This window comes from Nitrosococcus wardiae, from assembly GCF_004421105.1.
Lineage (GTDB): Bacteria > Pseudomonadota > Gammaproteobacteria > Nitrosococcales > Nitrosococcaceae > Nitrosococcus > Nitrosococcus wardiae.
In genome coordinates, this window is the sequence record NZ_CP038033.1 from 2,385,237 (window position 1) to 2,401,892 (window position 16,656).

The following is a 16,656-nucleotide window of genomic DNA, read 5'->3' on the forward strand; positions in this document are numbered from 1 at the left end:
TTTCCGGCCTTTCTTGGTCTCACAGAGCGTCGTTTTGATGCTGTGGAGGCGGCGGTGCGGTTTTTTTTTCACTGATGGAAAGAGAACTTGCAGTGCGGCATGGGGTTGTTTTCGAACGGTTCAAAATGGAGAAAAACATCGGCATGATCCCCGTGGCAAAGTACAGTTTACCTTTTCACTCAAATCATTAGGATCTTAATGAGCATGCGCCACACATTTCTATTCGAGTCTGCAGTATGGGAAGCTGCGGGAACCTTCTTTGATGCAACTGGGCATGCACTGCAGTTGGAGGGAGAAACACGGGTAACCCATACTACTCGAGGTTGGCGTAATGAGGGGCGGATGCGCGTACTGAGCGAGCCGCCCTTAGTCATTGAGAATCGCTACGATATTATTCCCTTTGCGCCGGGACGTGATACCACCTCATGGGTATCCGTGAACCCTGTGTTGGGGAAACTTTCCGGCCGATTTGTCTTGGTCGGGGAGATGATCCTCTCTCTGTTTGAAAGTGAGAAGGGTGAACATAAGGGGATGGAAGTATTGGTTAAGCAGAACGATGAAAGTTACCTGGGGCGGGGGGCATTGCTAGCAAGAGGTGGCAAGGTATCATCCTGGTCAATCACCCTCAAGCGTCAGCGCGAGGTCTGAGGATTAAAGAGAAAGTCCCTACCCAAAAAGCTGAAGGTAAAAAAGAGCGATATCCCCTTCACTCTGACCCTGTCACGCCTAGATTCGCCACCTTACCGACCGGAGGGATCATGCTCATAACTGTGTGGCTTACGAGGAGGGAAAAAAGATTGCCGATATCACCAAGTCGGATATCCATATATACCTGAGTAAACCCAGCTGCTTCGTGTGGGTTGCGCTGAAAGATCCCACGCCGGAGGAATTATTCGAGATGCAGCACGAATTCAATCTGCACGAGCTTGCGGTGGAGGACGCACGGCACGGCCACCAGCGCCCCAAAATCGAGGAGTATGGCAATTCCCTCTTCGCCGTGTTGCACACTCTGGAGACTGCGGGAGAGGATATGCACGTTGGTGAGGTCAATATTTTCGTAGGAGCAAACTATGTACTGTCCGTGCGCAACCGTGCCAAAAAATGCTTTGCCAGCGTGCGCGCACGGTCCGAACGGGAACCACGCCTTCTTAAGCATGGCTCGGCCTTCGTGCTATATGCACTGATGGATGCTGTGGTTGACGGCTACTTTCCAACACTCGAAACTTTGGAAGAGAGATTCGAGCAGTTGGAGGAGCAAATCTTCGGCAAGCATCCCATCCGGGAGAATATTGAAGAACTTTACGCCCTACGCCAGAGGCTCATAACGCTCAAGCATGCCGTTGCGCCCCTGCACGATGCCCTCGGCAAGCTCTATGGTGGACGCGTTCCCGAGATTGTATCGTCCTCGCAGGAATATTTTCGTGATATCGCCGACCACCTACTACGCATCGACCAGTCGATTGACAGTTTGCGGGAGATGGTGACCACCGCGTTCTCCGTCAATCTCTCGCTGATCACCTTGGCGGAAAATGAGACGATGAAACGGCTTGCAGCTTATGCGGCGCTCATTGCCGTGCCGACCATGACTGCCGGTATTTATGGCATGAACTTCGAACATATGCCGGAGCTGAAGTGGACCTTTGGCTATCCGGTGACGCTAGGGGTCATGGTGATCCTGGACGCCTATCTTTTCTATCCTTTCCGCAAGGCAAAGTGGCTGTAGTGCGATAAAGCTAGCCTGGATACTTCATGAGATCACCACAAAAGTCTGGCATGCCGACATTTTTTCGATTGATCCAGATGCCGACTTGATAACACCTCACGGGGCATTGATAATGGTCTCAAGTAGGCGTTCGAGCACTGGCCACTGAACTGGTTTGACCAAGTGATGGTCGAAGCCAGCGACCCGTGAACGTTCGCGATCCTGTTCCTGGCTCCAGCCAGTAAGCGCAATGATGGGGATTTCCTTTAGCTCCGGCATCTGGCGGAATCTCTCGGCAACCGCATAACCATCCATATCTGGCATCCCGATATCTAAAATCGCTATGTGGGGGCAGAATCGGAACGCTTCTTCTACAGCGGCCCCCCCCCCTTTAACGGTAGACACGTTATATCCAGCCACCCTGAGTAGTGATGCCAAGCTCTCTAGCACATCACCATTATCATCGGCAATCAGAATGCGTAGTTGGGTTGTCTCTCTGTTGGGTTCACAGCCAGTAGCTGTATTATTTGCCTCCTTCTGGTCCGCTTGATATTCGCTTCTTAGGGGTAGGCGGATCGTAAAAGTACTCCCCTGATCGCGGCCCCCACTGAATGCCTGAATCGTCCCATGGTGCAGCTCTACCAAGGCTTTCGTCAGCGAAAGACCGATACCTAGCCCGTGGTAATTAGAGTACTTCAATGAATCGTGGTCGCTGCTTTGTGAGAACATATCAAACAGATAAGGGAGGTCATCTTGGGCAATACCAATACCATTATCCTTGATCTCCAGTAACGCTTCGCTTACCTCTCGACGCACTTCCAGCTCAATTCTTCCTCCGGGTTTGGTGTACTTGGCGGCATTGATTAACACATTGGATAGGGCTTGCGCAAGGCGAGTGAGATCCGCATCCAGATGAATTGGCTCGGTCGGCACATGTTGTACCAGTTGATGCTCAGCTGCTTCAATATAGTGTCGGCTGGTTTCAATGGCACTTTCGATGACTGCTTGCAGGGTAACAGGACTCTTCTTTAGCTCAACTTTTCCGCGTGTAATGCGGGAGATATCAAGCAAGTCATCTACCAATCGTACCAAATGGGCAAGCTGTCGCTCGGCGCCAGAATGGGCTTCTTTTATCGCATCAGGGTCAAAGCGGGTTACAGACATGATTTGTAGCATATTCGAGATTGCCGCTAGGGGATTTCGGAGCTCATGAGCGAGTGTGGCCAGAAATACGTCCTTCTGGTGATTTTGACGGCTGAGCTCCTTGGCTTTTTTCTGCAGTATCTCCTCCAACTGACGCCGCTGCATGATCTCGGCTTTTAAAGCCGCGTTCGTTTCCGCCAATGCCTGGGTGCGTTGCTGCACCTGCTTTTCTAAATCATCGTGTGCTATCTGTAAAGCGGCCTGGGTTCGCCGCAAAGCTGTGACGTCGGTGAGCGAAGCAACGTAATTTTCAGTCATTCCGCTTACTGTGAGTCGTTTGATAGATATTAGGCAGATAGACTCCTCGCCATCTGCTGAACGCAGAACGAGTTCGCTTCGCACAGGTCCCTCATTGGCTTGCTGAAACATTTCCCCTATCCGAGATTGATCCGCCAGTGAAAGGAAGCGCTCCAGGGGAGTGCCAATCACATCGCTCGGCTGCTTGTAAACGAGTTCAGCGAAGCAACGGTTGGTGTAATGAATGATGCGATCGCGTCCCAAAATCAGTGCGGCCTCATTCATTTCCTCAATGAGGAGTATTAGCACGCGATAAAAGTCGTCTACTGGCTTTAAAGTGAAGACATGGTCGTGGGGACCGTTTCGAACGACTACGCCATCGACTTCGCCACAGCGAAGTGCCTGCAGGGTCTCTCGTGCTTCCTCAAAGCGCAGCGTTAGATCGTCTATCGCTAAGAAATCTCTATCATTTGGTTGCTGAAAGCCATCATCCCTCTGTTGACTCATTGAACGATTCTTCCTATGAAGGGGTGGGCATCTATTCAGAATGGTGGCGGAGATCGAGGCCGACTAAAACCCGCTCGGTATTGGAGAGGTCTCCGATGATTCTACAGATGGGCGAAGGTAGTTTTCGCACGAGCGTGGGGACGGCAAGAATCTGATCTCCACGCGCAAGCTGTGGGTGCTGTATCAAGTCGATGACCTCGATCCGATATCGGCCTGCAAGGTGTTCCTCACAAATCTTTCTCAAGTTGCGGATCGCCGCCAGCGACTTCGGTGTTTGTCCTGCCGTGTAGAGGCGCAGATCCCAAACCTCTGATTCACCTAAGTCTTCGGTTATCTCTTCCCTCATCATAATTAATATCAGTGCTTACTCAAGTTGTTTGCTCTACCGAATGATATTATAGGACGCCAATTCGAGCGCTAGGGTTCCTCTGCATGCCGCATCCGCGCCATGGCCGCGCGATTCTTTTCCCGAGACGCCACCGCCCGCTTCTCCTGAGCTACGGCCTGAGCGAGTGCATCCTCTTCCGCCTCGATCTCAGCACGCATTTGTGCGATCTGTGCCTCAAGGGCGAGTCGCCTGCGTTCCACGTTGCGCTGCTTGGTTTTAATCTCTTCAGTGCGGATCCGTGCGGCCTCGCGCTCCTTTGCCTCTTGCTGATAACGGGCTGTCCCGGTGAGAACTCCCTCAGGGCCCAAATATACATCGACAAGGTCGATACCGTGATCGGTCAGGCGGAACTCGCGGATCTGGTTCGAGTGCGCGGTACCGCGAGATTTGAGGATATAGAGCCCACGGTTGCGCTCCCCACCGCTCTCGATGGTGCGTAGTCCAAGCCATGTATCCATCAGGGAAGAAACACCGATATCGGTGTGCTCTAGAAAATCCGCCTTTTCTGTGAGACTCGTGAAAAGCGCTGTGATCCCCCTGTTCTTGAAATAGTCGATCATGCGCGTGAGCATAATCCGAGCTTGGTTTTGGGTCCCCGCAGCAATGAGATTGGAAATTGGATCGATGATGATAGCCTGGGGTTGAAACTCCTGCACCAGTTTGAGTGTGATAGCAAGGTGCATCTCTAAGCCATGGAGCGTCGGCCGCACGGCATGGAAACGAAGCAGCCCTGCCCTTACCCAGGACTCCAGATCGAGGCCGATCGAGCGCATGTTCCGCATAATCTGGCTTGGAGACTCCTCGAAAGCGAAATAGAGGACACGCTCTCCACGTGCGCAGGCAGCACTTGAAAACTGTGCAGCAATGCTGCTTTTTCCGGTACCTGCAGTCCCGGAGACGAGAATGCTGCTGCCTCGGTGAAACCCCTCTCCATCGAGCATGGTATCTAGCCGGGGAACGCCCGTGGAGATTCGCTCCGTAGCAGCCCGATGGTTGAGCTCGAGAGAGGTTACTGGAAAGACGGAAAATCCGCCCTCATCGATCAGAAATGGATACTCATTGGCTCCATGCGCCGAACCCCGATACTTCACGATCCGCAGCCGCCGCGTGGAAATCTGCTCGTCAACTCGGTGATCGAGCAGGATAACGCAATCGGAGACGTACTCTTCAAGGCCATGCCGGGTCAGCACACCGGTGCCTCGTTCCGCTGTGATCACAGCGGTAACTCCTTTTTTCTTCAGCCAACTGAACAAGCGTCGCAGCTCGGCGCGTAGGATCGCTTCATTCGGAAGCCCTGCAAATAATGCCTCTAGTGTATCGAGCACTACCCGTTTCGCCCCTACCTGGTCGATGGCGTAATTCAGCCGGATGAACAAGCCCTCGAGGTCGTATTCCCCGGTTTCCTCAATTTCATTGCGCTCAATGTGCACATGATCGAGAACTAGTTTTTGTTGATGGCAAAGTTCGTTGAGATCATATCCCAGCGAGGCAACATTTTGCGCCAGATCGTCGGCATTTTCCTCAAATGAGACGAAGACGCCCGGTTCGTCATACTGCAGGATTCCGCGGACAAGAAACTCCATTCCAAATAATGTCTTGCCGCACCCCGGGCCACCACAGATGAGCGCCGTACGCCCGCGGGGCAGCCCCCCTTGAGTAATCTCGTCGAACCCTTGAATTCCGGTTGATGCCTTCGGTAGCTGCTGTTTGACAGGTGCAGGGGTGTTTTCAACTACATGCATAGGGCATCCCCTTGAATTATAGAAAAAATTATTGAATGAAATGGGCCAAAAATGACTTAGTGCCCGGGGCTCGGATAGGGTGTAGGCTTGCCGCGCGTTTTAAAGTAGGATCTATGCCCTAATGGTAGACTACTACCACTCTTTACTTAACTACCATCACATGTCGCACATGCATTGGCTGCAAATTAAGCAATTGCGCCAGTTAAAATCTCAGCAGCAAGGAACTCTTGCAGCGCGCGCATTTGTCGTAAAATTTAATCTGAGTTCTGGGTATGGGTAAATCAGTTAAAGATAGAGGCTTTATTCTGCGATGTCAATAATTTCTGCAATAAGTTTTTTACCCCCAAGGGAGCAAGAGCGGCTGGCCTCTGGAGAGCGGAAGCTGCGGCACTCCATCCGCCTGTTGAATAGTGAAATTATCAGCTGCGATAAGTAATCCCACTAAGCTCAATACTCACCATCGTTGGTATGTTGCTAGAGAAGGCAGTGAATTACCTATTCCTGATTTCTCTGTTTATTAATTTGGATTTAAACCGGGCTAGGTTTTGGAGCAGAAAAACAAAGGCGCGGCGGGCCGTGGGCTCCAAGCCCTAGCTCCGCCGCATTAACTAAGCAATTTTGCAATTAATGTGAATGGCTACCCGCACTCCATTCAGGGAGAAGTACGAGGCAATTGGGATTGAATCCTTGATTTTTGAGGGTATCAATTTGAGCAATGGCTTCGCCTTTTGTGAGATCAATCACGCTGATGGAACCATCACTCATTTCTGGCAAGTTGAGGAGGCTATTCTGGACGAAGGCGTAACGTTCATCGGGTGACAATTCCAAGTGGTGAGCACCGGGAGCCGCGGGAATGGCCTGCAGCAGTTTAGGCGTTTGGGGATGGCTAATGTCAAAAATGTTTAAATGACCGGGTTTAGCTGTGGTCACGAAAAGCCGGTCGCCTTTGCGATTGAACTGCATGGCTAGAGGAACGCCTTGATCGTGAGGAGTGAAATCTGCAACTTGCTGGAAGTCAAAAGCTTTTTGGCTCGGATTCCAAACGGCTGACCAGAGGGTTCCTTCGTACATATTGGTGATATAGGCCAGCGGTGGACTAGAGTCGGGTAGGAAGTAAACCTCTACGGGGGCTGCCCCTGAAGGAGAGGGTTTCAGGGAAACTTTGTGGGTGGAAAGGACTTTCCCCGTGCTGGGTTCAATTACCGTAATCGTTTCTCCCGGATCGCCTAGATCCGAGTGCCGGATCGTACTGGTGACCAATAGGCGATCGATGCCTTCATGAAGGGCAATTCCATGGGGATAACGCACAAAGGGGGGACCTGGGGGTGGGGCCTCGATGCTCTTGATAGGCTTATCCGTGGTGGCATCGCCTACAATCACATTATCGGAGCCCATGCAGGTGAGATACCATGTTTGGTTATCCTTTGAGAAGGTCATGTCTTCTAGAACCTTACATTCAGGAATGGCAACCCCTTTCATCCGGTAGGGAAACTGGGTCATATCCATAACATGTAAAATGCTTTTCCCAAGGGCAGTTACGTAGGCTTTGCTGTGATCCTTATTGTAATAGATATGATGGGCTATCAAGTTAGGGGGCAGGGGAATATCCATCAACATTTTGCCAAATGTGGGTGAGTTGGGGTCAACATCAATGATTGCCAGCCCTTCCTTGCGAACGATTTGTTCCGGTTTCGTTTCATAATTAAGCATAGCGAGAATTTCCCCCTGAACCCGGGGGGTAAAAAACACTAGGACCATGGCGCTAAGAGTCAGCGCAAAAGCATAGCAAGCGGGAAAGTGAGATCTTTCTTTCATGGCGAACCTCTTTGGGGTTTATTTCTCAATGCTGATTGCTTTTATAGTAGCTTTCTCAGTATTGGGGTAAAAGCTCGGATTGCTGGCTGCAGTCCGTTCTCTTTAAACAGCGAGTTTATTGAAAAGGCGTCATCATAATGGGAGCATATTGGAGACCATGGCCAAGCTGTTGAAGCATTACTTAGCTTTGGGGGCGATTGAACCTGCCATCCGATTATCTATCCGCCTGTTGACATTAGCAAAAATCCGCGTAAATCTCCGCCCACTCGGGCGGAGAGACAAGCGGGAACTGCGAAGCAGTTTTAGTCCGGTGTTTTCTGTCTATTGACGTATGCCTTAAGGGTTTTAGTGGTGGCTGCGCCGGCGCTGCAGGCGAAATACGATCGTGACCACAGCGCGACGCTTTTGCTTAAACGTGGGATGTGGGTGTTCAAGAATCGTATGCGACGCGAAGAGGTGGACTTCAAATTGTTGACCAATACGCTGATTGACAGCTTCGGAGGGTATTCCACCAGCAGGTGGACATGATCTTCCTCGCCATCGAACTCTAGGATGCGGCAATCGAGCTTCTCGCAGGCCGAATCGAACGCTTCACGAAGCTGGCCGATCATGACACCGTCAAATATCTTTCTACGGTGCCGCTGGTTTACGTATTCAAGGTTGCTACACCGAAGCCTTGGAGGCTTTGGGCAGGGCTGAGCAGTTAATGGGGCCTCAGCCTCAAATCGAGCAATTGGCGCAAATTTACCATCATCGGGGCAATATTCTATTTCCTTTAGGCCGCATCGAGGATTGTTTGAGTGCTCACCGGCAAGCGCTTAAATTCGCTACAGAAACCAACTCTCCTCTGCTGGAAGTCTGTGCTTTAAGTGGGCTAGGGGATGCCTATTACCAGAGTGCGGTTTGATGATCGCCGCCTATGGCTATTTTGACCGTTGCGTGGCGTTGTGCCGCGAGCATGGTTTGGGTCGAGTGGAGGTTGCCAATCTTGCCATGCGTGGAGTCACTCAATTTTATCAAAATGCCATTGAAGCTGCCTTGGCAGATAAGGATTGGTGCGCGGCAGAGCGCTATGCTGCATTGCTGGAGGAATACACCCGGCTAGAACCACTGCCTTGGAGTGATTTCTTTATTGAGTGGGCCCGTGTACTCGCTGCTTTAGGGGCTGGTATTCGGGAAAGTACAATGGAGGAAACATTGCAGCAGCTTTATGCAGAAGCTAGGCGAGCGAATTTTAAGGCAGCATTGCCTGCACTTCAGGAAGCGCTTGAGATTATCAAGCCTTGAATAGTTGGATGACCCTTTGGGGTAGTTATTGCTTTTCTTTTTTTATTTTGGGAAATTGGGCTTATCTCGGTGATCTGAATTAACCTCACGTAAAATGGTCTCTAAGTCCAATTCTCGAATGGCCGCTACTGCATATTCCCACCGGCCTTCGGCGCAAAGTCCGCTTATTCCAGCGTCCTCGTAAGCATTAAGCGCAGCCTCTAAACAGGCCAGCCGGACGGTTTCTGCGATTTTAGTATTGTTCATATGTGTGATTCATAGAGATGGTTTCAACGCTTTCAGAGCGGTATCCATTGCGTAATTTTGCAAGATAATACGTTCCTTGTTGGGGTCGAACCGACTTTCCGACCCCCCTATAAAGATATTCCCGATTTTCACGGGTAAGCCTCCAGATAGGGTGAACCCAGCAAGACCAGCAGTGTTCTAAGTTCTTCTTTGAGATGGACGGTCAAAACTTGGGTGGTCTCTTGGGTGATCAAGAGCAGATGCACATCCAAAAAGAGTTCAAAGACCCCTCGGGCGGTGGGTTTGTGGGGGGGGTTGCCCTTTTGATCGGGCACACTGGCCTGATGGGCGGCGAGGGTGGTGCAGATACGCTGCTCCAGCGCTGCATAAACCAGGAGGCAGACGGTCATGACCATCAGCAGCGCCATGAGACGCTCGACCTTTTTGAGAAAGAGGGTGGCCGCCAGGAACATGGGGACTTTAAGAAATTTAAAGTCCTGTTCTGAGATCGCTTGCCCCTTGTAGGTGGTGAGTATGTCGGGGTCACTGAGCGCTTGGCCATCGAGTTCATGGGTGGCGAGGAGGAATAAAGAGGCCCGGGTGAGGCGCTGTTGATAGTGGGTGATGGGCGCCGCGAGATACCCTTGAAGGCGGTAACGGGTGCTTTGATCGGAGCTATCTTTGCGGGGCCGTCCAGGCTGAGCATAGTGCACAGTCTCCGTGACACTGGCCTCCTTTGTTCATTATAGTTAATGAGCTCTAGGGCCACCTGGTTCAGATCCGGTTGATTGTCACGACTATATCGAGCAACTCGCCAACCCCTAATTCATCAAACATCCCGGCCACCAAGCCCACATGCTCTATCGTCTTCGTTTCATAGTTCGTGTCCATCCGCTTAGCATGGCACTTAAACCTCACTTTCTCAAAGGGGGGGTCGGAAAGTCGGGTCGTACATTTCCCCCACATCCTCCCACAGCGGTGTTTGGTGGATAGGGAATGGCATCTGCTCAATCACTTGCTCCAGAAAATCAAGCGTATTTGCAGCGGCGGCGGCTTGATCGACTCCAAGCGGGGGAAAATATCAATATTTATGCCCATTAACAACAAAGTACAGTTATTAACCAGTTATTAAGAAAAGTAGACGCTTTTTTGATCGTTCAACAGCGAGTTTGATAAAATATCTGACTTCATGTATCTTTCATCTTAACACTTAAAATTAAAAATAGGCGTTTATTTTTCTTATACACCGCACTATCTAATTAAAGTAAAATAAACAGCTCATGTAACTGCATCAGTGTCTTGATGAATATCCTTGGTATCTCGGCTTATTACCACGATAGTGCCGCCGCCCTAGTGCGCGATGGGCACATCGTCGCCGCGGCACAGGAAGAACGCTTTAGCCGTAAAAAGCATGATGCGCGCTTCCCGGTAAACGCATTGGACTACTGCCTGGCTGGCAGCAGCACCGAATTGAAGGATGTTGACTATCTTGTTTTTTATGAGAAGCCACTGCTCAAATTCGACCGTCTGCTGGAAACATATCTGGCCTACGCGCCCGATGGATTCCAATCATTTGCCGCGGCCATGCCAGTATGGCTCAAGGAAAAGTTGTTCCTGAAAAAACTGCTGAAGGAGGAATTTGCTGCACTTGGCCATTGCAAGACAAAAGATCTTCCACCGCTGCTGTTCACCGAGCATCATCAATCTCACGCGGCGTCCGCGTTTTTTCCGAGTCCGTTTGAAAAGGCCGCCATCCTGTGCATGGACGGTGTCGGCGAATGGGCGACGACGAGTGTATGGTTGGGCGCAGGTAACTCGCTCGAGCCCCAATGGGAGATCGACTTCCCACACTCTCTTGGACTCCTGTACTCGGCGTTTACTTATTACACCGGCTTCAAGGTCAATTCCGGTGAATATAAGCTTATGGGGCTCGCCCCGTATGGCACACCGAAATACGCTGAGCTGATTCTGGACAAACTCCTCTCGCTGAAGGAAGACGGGAGTTTTCGCATGGATATGCAGTATTTCAATTATGCCACCGGGTTGACGATGACCAATCGTAAATTCGACGATCTGTTTGGCGGTCCGCCACGCAAGCCGGAATCGCCGGTCACACAGCGCGAGATGGACATCGCCTCCTCGATCCAGGCTGTCACAGAGGAAGTGGTTCTGCGTGTGGCGAATAACATTCACCAGGAGACCGGCGCGGATTACTTGTGCCTTGCCGGTGGCGTTGCATTGAATTGCGTTGCTAACGGGCGATTGCTGCGCGAAGGGCCATTCAAGGATCTTTGGATTCAACCTGCAGCAGGAGATTCCGGCGGGGCCCTCGGTGCGGCGCTATCCATCTGGTACGAATATCTTGGCAATTCGCGCACGGTTGGGCAGACAGATAGCATGGCCGGCGCTTACCTCGGCCCCAGGTTCTCGGATGATGAAATAAAACATTACCTGGATTCCGTGAATGCAAACTATGAAAAACTGGCCGATGCTGAACTGATGCCCCGACTCGCCGATATTCTGGCCGGGGAAAACGTCGTCGGGTGGTTCCAGGGGCGTATGGAATATGGGCCGCGCGCCTTGGGCGGACGGTCAATCATTGGTGATCCCCGCAGTAAGGCAATGCAGTCGGTCATGAATCTGAAGATTAAATACCGTGAATCGTTTAGGCCCTTTGCGCCCTCCATACTGGCGGATCATGTGTCTGATTATTTCGACATTGACTGTTCTAGCCCTTATATGTTGCTGGTGGCGCCCGTTAAGGAGCGGCATCGTACACCGATGACCGCAGAGCAGGAGAAGCTCTTCGGCATTGAGAAATTGAATGTGCCGCGTTCCGCCATCCCTGCTATAACACACGTTGACTATTCGGCTCGTATTCAGACTGTTCACAAGGAAACCAATCCACGTTATTACGACCTGATCAATCATTTTAAAAAACGAACCGGTTGCCCGGTGATGGTAAACACCTCATTTAATGTCCGCGGTGAACCGATCGTGTGCACTCCCGAGGACGCCTATCGGTGCTTTATGCGCACCGAAATGGATTATCTGGTCATCGAGGGATTTCTGATGGCCAAGCGGAATCAGCCGGCCTGGGAAAAGGATGACTCCTGGAAGGATGAATTCGAACTGGATTGAGGCGCTGAATCATGTATGAAATACCAGAATTGGACGCACGGGGGCTGCGCAATTTTGCGCTACTGACGGGTGCCATTATCATTGTCCTGGTCGGCCTCTTTTTCCCCTGGGTGTTTGGATTCAAGATCCCGGTCTGGCCTTGGGTGCTTGCTAGCGTGTTGGCGGCTTGGGGGTTGGTTGCGCCCGCGACCTTAAGACCCGTCTACCGTGGCTGGATGAAGTTTGGGCAGTTACTCAGCAAAATTACGACACCGCTCGTGCTGGGCATAGTATTTTATCTGGTGATCTTTCCCATCGGTTTTGTAATGCGGATGTTTGGCCGGGATCCTATGATAGGACGTATAAACACTGTCGTGCGGACCTACAGGATTCCAAGCGCTAAACCCCCCAAGGAAAATATAGAGCGACCTTTCTGATGATTGAGCTGATAAAAGATCTTTGGTGTTTCATGCGTGAGCGTAAAAAGCTCTGGATGGCACCGATCATAGTCGTGATGCTACTCCTGGGCGCACTAATCGTCCTGGGCCAGGGCTCTGCCGTCGCACCATTCATCTACACTCTGTTTTAAAAGCCAGCTATGCAGGCGCGGATGAAGATGGCCTCATGCTGATGTGAAGTAATCATGGTGCTGCAAAGGGAGGACGCTGCATGCCAGTTGGAAACTTTTCCATGAGGCTGGCGGAGAATCAATCATGAGTAGGGCCAGGACTATCACATTCAGCCTTTTTCCTGTGTTGCTCCTGCTGGTGATTCTGGAGATAACTGGCAGGGTCATCTATCCGTTTGACATTGACGCTAGGGCAATGATCAAGGCGGAGCGCGATCCACGCATTCGGCTGAGCTATCTTTCTCGGTCCGGTGACGGGAAATCCATTCTTTTTGATGTGCATCGTCAACCACAGCGCTATATCCCGTTTTTGGGATGGATAGGAGCACCAAACACTGATTTGCCGACCATAAGTACAAACTCCCTGGGCTTTCGAGACGACCCCATCGAGCCGCGCCAAACAGATGAACGGCGCGTGCTGATACTCGGCGGCTCCACAGCCTGGGGTCTCGGCGCATCTGCTAATGAGTATACCGTTACCGGGGTCATGGAATCGCTCCTGAACCAGGGCACACAGGCCTACAACTATCGCGTGATGAACGGGGCCTATCCCGGCTGGCAATCGCGAAATGAGCTGATAGCGCTTATGGAATTCTATAATCGCTTTGACCCCGATTATGTCATTGTGCTCACCGGCTATAATGACTTGTTCACACTGACCCATGGCAACGATGGCGAGTTGCATACGCGCCCGGAAAGCCGAATGTTAGCCAATGCCGTCGATGAATCCCTCAAACCAATGACGACAATCCGGGCGCTGCGCAAGGTTGCGGGATCACTTGGTATCTGGCGGATCGTTATCCATTTCAGGGAGAAGATGACCCTGGCAAAGCCGCATGATGGCGTTACCCGCTATAATGCCGAAACCTCCAGCAAGGTTGCGTCTGATATCCTTGATCGATATCTCGCCATGGCGGACTATACCCAGCGGCATGGATCACAACTCATCATTGCGTTGCAACCCGATATATACACGACAGAAAAAGCCATGACCGGCGAGGAACTCGGCGTGAGGCGGCGGGTCACGGAAGGCTGGCGCGATATCGAAACAACTTACGGAAAATATCGGGCGGACTTGCACCAACTGTTAACTGAAAATCTGATCGCTGCAGGAATTCCGGTCATCGATCTTGCGGGTGCCTTTGACGGGGTACAGGCGCCGGTGTTTATCGACGCCTGTCACTTGAATGACGAGGGATATTATGATCTCGGCGTTTTCCTTTTCAAACAGGTCGGAGACCATTTAACCGCCATGCGGTGAATCCCGGCGCAGGCCCAGAGAGAGTGCAGATGGCGCGCGAGCTAATGGGCACAGGCCCTTCACGTCCACGTAGGCAATAAAGCAATCCTCGCCCCCCTTGACTGGCCGTGGGATTGCTCTATAGGCTCTCGGTGATCTCCCTGGTTAGCCGGCCGCGGTGCCCACGCTCCACAACTGGAATTTCTCCGCCGAGCCGTTATCGCAGTCACCCACGCTGGCCTGAATACGGTCCTTGACGCGCTGAGCACTGATGTCCCGATGGTGGCCATTCTGATGACCAATGAGCATCGGGTATCGCCATCCGGAGTGCCTGGGCGGGAGCCGGGGAGAGTATCACACTCCCGCGGGCAACCCCCAGGGGGCTACGTTTATTGGTGAGCCGGGTACTATCAGACCCCTCCTGCACTGCCGCTGCCCAGTGTGTCCGTAACTCATTGAGGTACCAGTACTTTGGCTATCATGCCCTGAATATAATTTCATCTGATCATGTCCGGTATGTTAAATGCTAACTTTACCATGGTGAGAAGAGAGGTGGGGTTAAACCATTAAGGTATCCATGAGATCAATCATAAATTCTGTGTTCTCTTGATCGACAGGGTCCCAGCCGCTAAAGCCGAGGCTTTTCAAAACGCCTTGACCTTTTTCATCTTCTATCATGTCCATTAGCGCCTGTAATAGGATTTCTTGCTTCGCCGCTAAGGCGGGGCCAAGCATTAGTGAGTGATGAATGACATGAATTTGGCTGTTGACTAAAACCCGAAGCTGGTTTTTGACGACAGAAGACAAATTATCAAAAGCTTCAGCAAGGAAAATGCCCACATCACTTTCACCGCGTAATAAGTCTTTTGCAACCATGATGTAATTATCTCGTATATTCAACTGAATATTGGAGGAATTCAAATCAGCAGGCTCAAGCATAATTAATCCCATCATGTGGACATCGGGATCATTGGTAATCGCCACTTTTACTCCGGCTTGCAAATCTTCTACGGCTTTTGCAGAATTATTCGCGTTAACGGCGATAGTGGCTTCGTCGGAATCACCCTTGGGCTTAACTAAAGCAGTGAACCTTTTTTCTCTTACCAGCATAGAGGCATCATAGGGATTAGCGTAAATCAAATCTACTTTTCCTGCTTCGATGGCGTCACGCTGAGTTTTAAAATCATTATACATTTCTAGATGAACGGCCTCACCAAGAGCTTTCTGTAGCCAAGTATTGAAAATATACCAGCCAGATAAATGATCTGGAGTAAAATCTGGGCTGACTGTAAAATTGTATGGCATTGATTTATCTCCGCGGATTTTAGGTTAAAACATACTTGGGTATTGGGCGATGCATTCTTCTATTTTTTTACGGGAAGGTTTACGGCGCACTGAAGTGTAACCAATGACTTCACCGTTGCGCACATTGGGGAGTACGGTTGCTTTTACCCAGTAATAACCTCCATCTTTGCGAAGGTTTTTGATAAATCCCTGCCATTTATCTCCTTTTTTCAGAGTCTCCCAGAGATCTTTATATATTACCGGTGGAATATCAGGGTGTTTTAAAATGGAATGAGGGACACCGATTAATTCTTCTTTGGTATAGCCGGACATATCAACGAAAGACTTGTTGCAATGGGTGATGAGCCCTTCTGAATCAGTTCTTGAGACAATGAGACGACCGTCTGGATAAGGTGCTTCTATTTCCGTATAGAGAACCCGACGTGGCCCGATGCCATAGAGTTCTAGCTTCGTTTCCTTGTAATCTCCCACCATATCCTCGGGCGCCATATCCTTAATCATTTAGTTTTCCCCCCGGATGAATTGAAAATGTCCACCAGAACCGGCAATAAATTTTCAGAAATATGATTTCTTATGCTACTTTTATAACATCGAAGCGATGCTCTCGGCCGCTCTTTTGACATCAAGAAAGATTAATCCGAGTTTGGCATTGGGTTTTGCCATTACTGTAAGCACAGCTTCATCGCCTGCATAGGTCATTAATACATAGCCGTGATCCCCTTTGATCAAAACTTGTTCCAAGGTTCCACGCTCCAGTTCTTTGGCGCTTCTATCGCCTAATGACAACATAGCAGCACTCATGGCGCCTACTCTGTCCTCATCGAGAGTAGCGGGCAAGACTGCGGCCATCATTAGACCGTCTGTTGAAATTACTCCGGATGCCTCAATATCGGCTGAAGTACCATTGAGGTCATGCAGGACAGCAGTCAGCATATCTGCGCGCATTTGATATTCCTATTGCTAATCAATTTAGAAAAAAGTCTTTGAAAATCTGTTAACAGGGCTTCATATGCCAAGTTTCTTTTTTACTTAGTTCTACTTTTCAAGTATGAGCTAAAAGAGGTATTGAATACCTAGATAAAGCTCACAGAATACTCAGTCTCTTCGTGCGCACAGCGTGCGCTTATCGGTTCGGAGGCGCAGTTGATTTGTGCGAAACCAACCCCACTTTTCTCGAAATTTTTGCAGAGATACTTGACTATTGAGAAATTTTTGGCTTCGAAATTGGATCGAGAAGATCCTGAAGGCGAAGAAGGA

Annotated in this window: 18 protein-coding genes and 2 pseudogenes; 8 read left to right on the forward strand and 12 right to left on the reverse strand. The window is 50.5% G+C overall.

Annotated features, from left to right (window positions below; translation table 11 throughout):
- Positions 1–204: 204 nt before the first annotated feature.
- Together E3U44_RS11530 and corA are read left to right on the forward strand one after the other, a co-directional pair.
- Complete coding sequence (locus tag E3U44_RS11530) at positions 205–648, forward strand: hypothetical protein (RefSeq protein WP_240761406.1); 444 nt, start codon at positions 205–207, stop codon at positions 646–648.
- A gap of 124 nt (positions 649–772) precedes the next feature.
- A complete protein-coding gene (gene corA, locus E3U44_RS11535; protein WP_240761408.1) occupies positions 773–1,723 on the forward strand; it encodes a magnesium/cobalt transporter CorA in 951 nt (316 codons plus the stop codon).
- A gap of 96 nt (positions 1,724–1,819) precedes the next feature.
- Here corA and E3U44_RS11540 read toward each other — a convergent pair whose 3' ends face one another.
- From E3U44_RS11540 to tnpA, 5 genes and pseudogenes are all read right to left on the reverse strand, one after another.
- Positions 1,820–3,649 carry a hybrid sensor histidine kinase/response regulator gene (locus E3U44_RS11540; protein ID WP_134358341.1) on the reverse strand — a complete coding sequence of 610 codons (1,830 nt, stop codon included), beginning with the start codon at positions 3,647–3,649 and terminating at the stop codon, positions 1,820–1,822.
- Positions 3,650–3,680: 31 nt separating this feature from the next.
- Positions 3,681–3,995: a circadian clock KaiB family protein gene (locus E3U44_RS11545; protein WP_420812619.1), complete on the reverse strand. Its 315-nt coding sequence runs from the start codon at positions 3,993–3,995 to the stop codon at positions 3,681–3,683.
- A gap of 71 nt (positions 3,996–4,066) precedes the next feature.
- Positions 4,067–5,779, reverse strand: coding sequence for a circadian clock protein KaiC (gene kaiC, locus E3U44_RS11550; protein ID WP_134358343.1), 1,713 nt, complete (start codon positions 5,777–5,779; stop codon positions 4,067–4,069).
- A 624-nt stretch (positions 5,780–6,403) separates the two neighbouring features.
- Positions 6,404–7,594 (reverse strand): YncE family protein, encoded by a 1,191-nt coding sequence (locus E3U44_RS11555; RefSeq protein ID WP_134358344.1) that lies wholly within the window; start codon positions 7,592–7,594, stop codon positions 6,404–6,406.
- A 302-nt stretch (positions 7,595–7,896) separates the two neighbouring features.
- A pseudogene (tnpA, locus tag E3U44_RS11560) lies at positions 7,897–8,235 on the reverse strand (IS200/IS605 family transposase); the annotation flags it as partial.
- A gap of 44 nt (positions 8,236–8,279) precedes the next feature.
- Here tnpA and E3U44_RS11565 point away from each other — a divergent pair.
- Both E3U44_RS11565 and E3U44_RS11570 read left to right on the forward strand, forming a co-directional pair.
- Complete coding sequence (locus E3U44_RS11565) at positions 8,280–8,501, forward strand: tetratricopeptide repeat protein (protein ID WP_166805068.1); 222 nt, start codon at positions 8,280–8,282, stop codon at positions 8,499–8,501.
- Positions 8,501–8,881: a hypothetical protein gene (locus tag E3U44_RS11570; RefSeq protein ID WP_134358346.1), complete on the forward strand. Its 381-nt coding sequence runs from the start codon at positions 8,501–8,503 to the stop codon at positions 8,879–8,881. The genes E3U44_RS11565 and E3U44_RS11570 overlap by 1 nt, the downstream gene beginning before the upstream one ends.
- 42 nt (positions 8,882–8,923) lie before the next feature.
- Here the strand turns inward: E3U44_RS11570 and E3U44_RS11575 are convergent, their stop codons facing one another.
- From E3U44_RS11575 to E3U44_RS11585, 3 genes and pseudogenes are all read right to left on the reverse strand, one after another.
- Positions 8,924–9,127, reverse strand: a complete 204-nt coding sequence (locus E3U44_RS11575) for an acetyltransferase (protein ID WP_134358347.1) — start codon at positions 9,125–9,127, stop codon at positions 8,924–8,926.
- A 128-nt stretch (positions 9,128–9,255) separates the two neighbouring features.
- Positions 9,256–9,840: pseudogene (locus E3U44_RS11580) on the reverse strand (transposase); the annotation flags it as partial.
- A 40-nt stretch (positions 9,841–9,880) separates the two neighbouring features.
- A complete protein-coding gene (locus tag E3U44_RS11585; protein ID WP_134358349.1) occupies positions 9,881–9,997 on the reverse strand; it encodes a DUF4277 domain-containing protein in 117 nt (38 codons plus the stop codon).
- A 411-nt stretch (positions 9,998–10,408) separates the two neighbouring features.
- Between E3U44_RS11585 and E3U44_RS11590 the strand changes: the two genes are divergently transcribed.
- The 4 genes from E3U44_RS11590 to E3U44_RS11600 all read left to right on the forward strand — a co-directional run bounded on the left by E3U44_RS11590 (position 10,409) and on the right by E3U44_RS11600 (position 14,115).
- Entirely contained in the window at positions 10,409–12,247 is a 1,839-nt protein-coding gene (locus E3U44_RS11590; protein ID WP_134358350.1) for a carbamoyltransferase family protein, read from the forward strand.
- Positions 12,248–12,258: 11 nt separating this feature from the next.
- Entirely contained in the window at positions 12,259–12,663 is a 405-nt protein-coding gene (locus E3U44_RS11595) for an SxtJ family membrane protein (protein WP_206054773.1), read from the forward strand.
- Positions 12,663–12,815: a DUF5989 family protein gene (locus E3U44_RS20385; protein ID WP_276321933.1), complete on the forward strand. Its 153-nt coding sequence runs from the start codon at positions 12,663–12,665 to the stop codon at positions 12,813–12,815. Before E3U44_RS11595 ends, E3U44_RS20385 begins: the two co-directional genes overlap by 1 nt.
- A gap of 124 nt (positions 12,816–12,939) precedes the next feature.
- The gene (locus E3U44_RS11600) at positions 12,940–14,115 is read left to right on the forward strand and encodes an SGNH/GDSL hydrolase family protein (RefSeq protein ID WP_134358352.1); all 1,176 of its coding nucleotides are present in this window, start codon (positions 12,940–12,942) and stop codon (positions 14,113–14,115) included.
- 144 nt (positions 14,116–14,259) lie between these two features.
- Here E3U44_RS11600 and E3U44_RS19345 read toward each other — a convergent pair whose 3' ends face one another.
- The 4 genes from E3U44_RS19345 to E3U44_RS11615 form a co-directional block, all read right to left on the reverse strand.
- Positions 14,260–14,403 carry a hypothetical protein gene (locus E3U44_RS19345; RefSeq protein WP_166805069.1) on the reverse strand — a complete coding sequence of 48 codons (144 nt, stop codon included), beginning with the start codon at positions 14,401–14,403 and terminating at the stop codon, positions 14,260–14,262.
- Between the two features lie 249 nt (positions 14,404–14,652).
- Positions 14,653–15,399: a phosphate/phosphite/phosphonate ABC transporter substrate-binding protein gene (locus tag E3U44_RS11605; RefSeq protein WP_134358353.1), complete on the reverse strand. Its 747-nt coding sequence runs from the start codon at positions 15,397–15,399 to the stop codon at positions 14,653–14,655.
- 24 nt (positions 15,400–15,423) lie between these two features.
- A complete protein-coding gene (locus tag E3U44_RS11610) occupies positions 15,424–15,900 on the reverse strand; it encodes a PAS domain-containing protein (protein WP_134358354.1) in 477 nt (158 codons plus the stop codon).
- Positions 15,901–15,981: 81 nt separating this feature from the next.
- A complete protein-coding gene (locus tag E3U44_RS11615) occupies positions 15,982–16,344 on the reverse strand; it encodes a roadblock/LC7 domain-containing protein (RefSeq protein WP_134358355.1) in 363 nt (120 codons plus the stop codon).
- Between the last annotated feature and the right edge of the window lie 312 nt (positions 16,345–16,656).